2 protein-coding genes are annotated in these 6,890 nt (G+C 72.4%); both read left to right on the top strand.

Features of this window, described 5'->3' with window-relative positions; genetic code table 11:
- The coding region (locus tag MTF69_RS42510; RefSeq protein ID WP_243342189.1) for an acyltransferase domain-containing protein at window positions 1-2,175 on the top strand (2,175 nt) is incomplete at its 5' end.
- Window positions 2,176-2,259: 84 nt separating this feature from the next.
- Window positions 2,260-6,825, top strand: coding sequence for a type I polyketide synthase (locus tag MTF69_RS43290; protein ID WP_374325819.1), 4,566 nt, complete (start codon window positions 2,260-2,262; stop codon window positions 6,823-6,825).
- Window positions 6,826-6,890: the final 65 nt, after the last annotated feature.

Genomic DNA, 6,890 nt, shown 5'->3' with positions numbered 1-6,890 from the left:
CGCCGAGCCGCCATCTCCTCCTTCGGCATCAGCGGCACAAACGCCCACGTCATCATCGAACAACCCCCCACAACAGAGGAAACCAACCACACGACCGCCACCATCCCGGTGACCGTTCTGCCCCTGTCGGCCCGCGCAGCGGGCGCACTCGCCGAGCAGGGTGAGCGGCTGGCCGCGCACCTCACCGCCGGCACCGAGACGGCCACGCCCGACCTCGGCTTCTCCCTGGCCACCACCCGCTCCGCACTGGACCGGCGGGCGGTCGTCGTGGCGGGCGACGCCGAGGGACTGCGGGCAGGTCTGGCGGCGCTCGCCTCGGGCGGCTCCGCGCCAACCCTGGTTCGCAGCGCCCAGGGAGAGGACGAGAGCAGCGGAAAGCTGGCCTTCCTGTTCACCGGGCAGGGCAGCCAGCGACCGGGCATGGGCCGCGAACTCTACGATGCCCACCCCGTGTTCGCCGAGGCGCTCGACGCCATCGCCTCGACCTTCGACCGGCATCTGGACCGGCCGCTGCTGGACATCGTCTTCTCGGCGGAGGGTTCCGCCGAGGCCGCGTTGCTCGACGAGACGGCGTACACGCAGGCCGCACTGTTCGCGATCGAGGTAGCGCTGTTCCGGCTGGCCGAGTCGTGGGGGCTGCGCCCCGACGGGCTGCTGGGTCACTCCATCGGTGAGCTGGCCGCCGCCCATGTGGCGGGGGTGCTGTCCCTGGCCGATGCCTGCACCCTGGTCGCCGCCCGTGGCCGGCTGATGCAGGCGCTGCCCACTGGTGGCGCCATGCTCTCCGTACTCGCCACCGAGGAGCAGGTCGCAGCGGAGCTCATGAGGCGTGAGCACCAGGTCGCCATCGCCGCGGTCAACGGCCCCGCCTCCACCGTCATCTCCGGTGACGCCGACACTGTCGCCGAACTCGACTCGCTCTTCACCGCACAGGGATTCAAGACCAGGCGCCTTCGGGTCAGCCACGCCTTCCACTCCCCTCACATGGATCCCATGCTGAACGAGTTCCGGACGATCGTTGCGGAACTGTCCTTCCAGGAGCCGCAGATCGAGGTCACTTCGAATGTGACCGGCCGTACGGCCACCGCCGAGGAACTCACCTCTCCCGACTACTGGGTGCGCCATGTGAGGGAAGCGGTCCGCTTCCACGACGGCCTGACCGCACTCGCCGATACGGGCTTCACCACCTTCCTGGAGCTCGGCCCCGACGCCGTGCTCACCGCGCTCGCCCAGTCCTCGCTGGACAGCCGGCCGGGTCCCGTCACCACGTCGGCTCCCACACTGCGCCGCGGCCGGCCGGAGGCCGAGACGTTCACGGTCGCAGTCGCCGAGGCCCACGTACGCGGCGCGGACGTCGACTGGAGTGCGGTGTACGCCGGTTCGGGGGCGCGCCGCGTGGAGCTGCCCACCTATCCGTTCCAGCGGCAGCGGTTCTGGATGGAGGCGCCTGACACGGCTCCGGCAGCAGGCTCCGTGGAGGCCCGCTTCTGGGACGCGGTCGAGCGGGAGGATCTGAAGGCCCTCACCGCGACGCTGGGAGCCGAGGAAGCCGCCGCGCTCGGTGAGGCACTGCCCGTCCTGGCGTCCTGGCGGCGCCGGCACGCCACGCAGGCCGCTCCGGAGGCGGCCGCCGAGGCGGGGGCAGAGGTACAGACGGCACAGAGCCTGGCGGCCGCACTGGCTTCGGTGTCCGGCCCGGAGCGCGGGCGACGGGTACTGGATCTCGTTCGAGGGGAGATCGCGGCCGCGTTGCGGTACTCCGGGAAGGAGGCGGTGGAGCCACGACGGTCGCTGAAGGAACTCGGCTTCGACTCCCTGGCCGCGGTCACCCTGCGGAACAGACTGAACGCGGCGACCGGCCTGGCCCTGCCTGTCACTCTCGTCTTCGACCACCCGACGCCGGCGGATCTGGCGGCTCATATGGCCGAGGCCCTGGCCCCAGAGACCTCCCCGGTCTCCGTCGACGACGAACTGGAGCGGCTCGGCGACGTGCTGGCGGCGGCCGACGGCCAGGCCCGGGAACGGGCCGCGGCCCGGCTCCAGGAGTTGCTGACCGGACTCGGCGCGGCGGCCACCCCGGCCACGGGCTCGTCCGACGAGCTCGCCGGACTGCTCCAAGAGGCGGGCGACGACGATCTGTTCGACCTCATCGACTCCGAACTCGGCTCGTCCTGACCCGGATGAACGCCCACTCCAACGCCCACGTCCACGCCCACGGCGTGCACACCAGCAAGGAAAGCGATGTCTGACGAAACGAAACTGCGGGACTATCTCAAGCGGGTCACGGTCGAATTGCGCGAGTCCCGGCTGAAGCTGCGGGAGGCCGAGGGCTTCCGCAACGAGCCGATCGCGATCGTCGGTATGAGCTGCCGCCTCCCCGGCGGCGTGCGCTCCCCGGAGGACCTGTGGGAGCTGGTCCAGTCCGGCACGGACGCGATCTCCGGCTTTCCGACCGACCGTGGCTGGGACGTCGACGGGCTCTACGACCCCGAGCCGGACCGGCCGGGCAAGTCGTACACGCGTCACGGCGGCTTTCTCTACGACGCCGCCGACTTCGACGCCGAGTTCTTCGGCATCTCGCCGCGCGAGGCCCTTGCCATGGACCCTCAGCAGCGGCTGTTCCTGGAGGCGTCCTGGGAGGCCCTGGAGCGCTCCGGCATCGACCCGGCCACCCTGCGCGGCAGCAGCACCGGCGTGTACGCGGGCTGCGTCACCTCCGACTACCAGGTGCTGCTCACCTCGGCGCCGGAGGAGATCGAGGCGTACCGGATGACGGGGTCCGCGGCAAGTGTGCTGTCGGGCCGCGTGTCGTACCTCTTCGGCCTGGAGGGTCCGGCGGTCACCATCGACTCGGCCTGCTCGACCTCGCTGGTGGCGCTCCATCTGGCGGCGCAGGCGCTGCGACGTGAGGAGTGCTCTCTCGCACTGGTCGGCGGTGTCACGGTAATGGCCACACCGACCGGGTTCGTGGACTTCAGCCGGCAGCGGGGCTTCTCGCCGGACGGGCGCTGCAAGGCGTTCGGCGCGGGCGCGGACGGCACGGGTTTCGCCGAGGGGGTGGGCGTGCTCGTGGTGGAACGGCTGTCCGACGCGCTCCGCAACGGCCATGACGTGCTCGCCGTCGTACGGGGCAGTGCCGTCAACCAGGATGGTGCGAGCAACGGGCTGACCGCTCCCAACGGGCCGTCGCAGCAGCGGGTCATCCGCTCCGCGCTCGCCTCGGCCGGTCTCGCACCGGGTGACGTCGACGCGGTGGAGGCCCACGGCACCGGGACCCGGCTCGGGGATCCGATCGAGGCTCAGGCGCTCATCGCGACGTACGGCGAGCAGCGCGACGACGGGCAGCCGCTGTGGCTGGGCTCGGTGAAGTCCAACATCGGACACACCCTCGCGGCCGCCGGCGTGGTCGGCGTCATCAAGATGGTCGAGGCGATGCGCCACGGTGTGCTGCCGCGCACCCTGCACGCGGACGAGGCCTCACCGTTCGTCGACTGGTCAGCCGGGGCCGTCGAGCTGCTGACCGAGCAGCGGTCCTGGCCCGAGACGGGGCGGGTGCGCCGGGCGGGTGTCTCCGCGTTCGGTATGAGCGGTACCAATGCCCATGTGGTGCTGGAGCAGGGCCCGCCGCCGGCCGATGTGGCTCAAACGGCTCCGGCCGAGCCGCTCATGGTCCCCTATCTGCTGTCGGCCAGGAGCGACGCCGCGCTGCGCGCGCAGGCAGCCGGGCTCCGGGCTCATCTGCAGGCCCGACCCGAGCTGGCGCCCGCCGATGTGGGCCACTCGCTGGCAGTGACCCGGTCCGCGCTCGACCACCGTGCGGTGGTCCTGGCGGGCAGCCCGGCCGAGGCGGCCAAGGGGCTGGAGAGGGTGTCTCTGGGCGAGGCGTCCGCGCAGGTGGTCGCGGGTGTCGCCGTCGAGCGCGGCCGGACCGTGTTCGTCTTCCCGGGGCAGGGCTCCCAGTGGGCGGGGATGGCGGCCGAACTCCTCGACAGCGCACCCGCGTTCGCGGAGCGACTGCGTGCCTGCGACGCCGCTGTCGGCGCCCATGTCGACTGGTCGGTCGAGGACGTCCTGCGGCAGCGGGACGGTGCACCGTCGCTGGAGCGCATCGAAGTCGTCCAGCCGGTGCTGTTCGCGGTGATGGTGTCGCTGGCCGAACTGTGGCGTCACCACGGCGTCGAACCGGACGCCGTGGTCGGCCACTCCCAGGGCGAGATCGCGGCGGCCTGCGTGTCCGGTGCGCTGACGCTGGAGGATGCGGCCCGCGTCGTGGTCCTGCGCTCGCAGCTGTTCGCCGACGAGCTGATGGGGAGGGGCGCGGTCGCCTCGATCGCGATGCCGCGGCGCGAAATGGAGGAGCTGCTCGAACCGTACGGTGATCGGCTGGCCATCGCAGGGGTCAACAGCCCGCGTCTGGTGACGGTGGCTGGAGAGCCGGAGGCCCTGGAGGAGCTGGTGGCTGCACTGACGGCACGCCAGATCCGGGCCAGGGTGGTCCCCGCGACCGTTGCGTCGCACTGCGCGCAGGTCGATCCGCTGCGGGGACGCATCGCCGAGCTGCTGGCGTTCGTACGGCCGCGCAAGGGGCGTGTTCCGCTGTATTCGACGGTTACGGGCGAGGCCTTGGAGGGGCCGGAGCTCACCGCGGACTACTGGTTCGAGAACTGCCGTCGCCCGGTGAGTTTCGAGCCGGTCGTCCGCAAACTGATCGCCGACGGGTTCGACGTGTTCGTCGAGTCCAGTGCGCACCCGGTTCTGGTGCTCGGTGTGGAGGAGACCGCCGAGGAGGCCGGCGCGGAGGTACTCGTCACCGGAACCCTGCGGCGTGGCAGCGGGGACCTGAAGCGGTTCCTGGGCTCGCTGGCCGAGGCGTACGTACGCGGCCGGCCGGCTGACTGGCGGGCCGTCTTCGGCCCCGGCCGGGCCGCGGTCGAACTTCCTACGTACGCCTTCCAGCGGCGCCGCTTCTGGGTCGATCCGGCCGACACCCGAGCCCCGGCGGCCGGTCCGGACGACGCGGTGGACGCCGCATTCTGGGACGCGGTGGAGCGCGCGGACCTGGCGGCGCTCGCCACGTCTCTGCGGCTGACGGATACGACGGCCCTCGGTGAGCTGCTGCCCGCGCTGTCCTCGTGGCGGCGTGACAGCAAGGCGATCGGCGCCGTGGACACGTGGCGCTATCAGGTGGAGTGGCGGCCCGCCCCCGAGCCCTCCGCGAGCGTGCTCTCCGGGCACTGGCTGGTGGTTCGGCCTTCGGATGGCGATACGGAAGCGGATGTCGCGGCTCTCGGTGAGGCCGTACGGCGGGCGGGAGCACAGCCGCTGACCGTCACCGTGGATCCGACGGCCGACCGCGAGGAGCTGGCCCGGCTGCTGGCTTCGGCGGTCGGCGGCCGGCCGGTCGCCGGGATCGTCTCGCTGCTCCCGCTGGGCGCGTCGCCGGACGGTCCGGACACGGCCGCGGCCCCTGGGCTCGCCGCCACGGTCCGGCTGCTGCAGGCTCTGGCCGGGGCGCCGTTCGCGGCTCCGGTGTGGTCGCTGACCCGGGGCGCCGTCCAGGCCGCCGCGGACGACCGGGCGGGCGCCCCCGCACAGGCCCAGGTCTGGGGTCTGGGGCAGGTCGCGGCACTGGAGACACCCCGGCTGTGGGGCGGCCTGGCCGACCTGCCCGAGGTCGCGGACACCCGGGTCTTCTCCCGGCTCACCGCACTTCTCGGCGCGGAGAGCGGCGATAACCAGGCCGCGATACGCCCGTCCGGGGTGTACGTACGACGGCTGGTGCCCGCCACCGTACCGGCCGGCGCGGCCCCCTGGGCCGCGGAGGGCACGGTGCTGATCACCGAGGGCGCCATCGGGATGGGGCACCACGTCGCCCGCCTGCTGGCCGCGAAGGGCACCGTGCATCTGCTGCTGACCGCCGAGCCCGGCACCGCGCCCGAGGTGATCGCCGCGGTCGAGGCCGAGCTGACCGAGCAGGGTGCGCCCCGGGTGACCGTGGTGCCGTGTGACGTGGCCGACCGTGCCGCCCTGGCCGGCGTACTGGCGGACGTACCGCAGGACGCCCCGCTGACCGCGGTCGTGCACACGGCCGGGCTGCTGGAGGACACCCCGCTCGATTCGCTCACGGCCGAGGGTCTGGAGCGCATCCTGCGTGCCAAGGTCCTCGGGGCGCGCCACCTCGACGAGCTCACTCGTGACACCGAGCTCGCGGCCTTCGTACTGTTCTCGTCGATCACGGCGACCCTCGGCGGCGGACTGGGCCTCGCGGCCTACGCGGCCGCCAACGCCCATCTCGACGCGCTGGCAGGGCACCGCCGCACCCTCGGGCTGCCCGCCACGGCGCAGGCGTGGGGTGTGTGGGAGGGCGAGCCCTCCGAGTCCGACGCGATCGCCCTCGAGGAGGCCCGCCGGGAGCGGCTGGGCCGGCGCGGTCTGCCACTGCTGCGGCCGACCGCCGCGCTCGCCGCGTTCGAGCGGGCACTGGAGTCGGCAGGCGCGACGATCGTGCTCGCCGACATCGACTGGGAGCGGTTCACCCGGGTCTTCGACAGTTCCGGGCAGAGCCCGCTGATCTCGGAGATCCCGCAGGTCCGGCACGCCCGCACCGCGGCCGGCGGGGGCGAGGGCACCACGAGCGTTCTCGGACGGCTGGCCGGGCTCAAGCCCGCGCAGCGCCGTGAGCTGCTGCTGGATCTCGTACGGGGTGAGGTCGCAGCCGTACTCGGCCACACGGACCCGTCGTCGGTCGTGGCCCAGCGCGAGTTCCTCGAGCTGGGTATGGACTCGGTGACGAGTGTGGCGCTGCGCAACCGGCTAGATGATTGATTCCGTGGTCAGTGGTCGTAGGCGGTCAGTGATCGGATGACGGGTCCGCCGGTCTTGTGGTTGTG

Source organism: Streptomyces sp. AP-93 (assembly GCF_022808175.1).
GTDB lineage: Bacteria > Actinomycetota > Actinomycetes > Streptomycetales > Streptomycetaceae > Streptomyces.
This window is presented reverse-complemented; position numbering and strand designations above follow the sequence as displayed.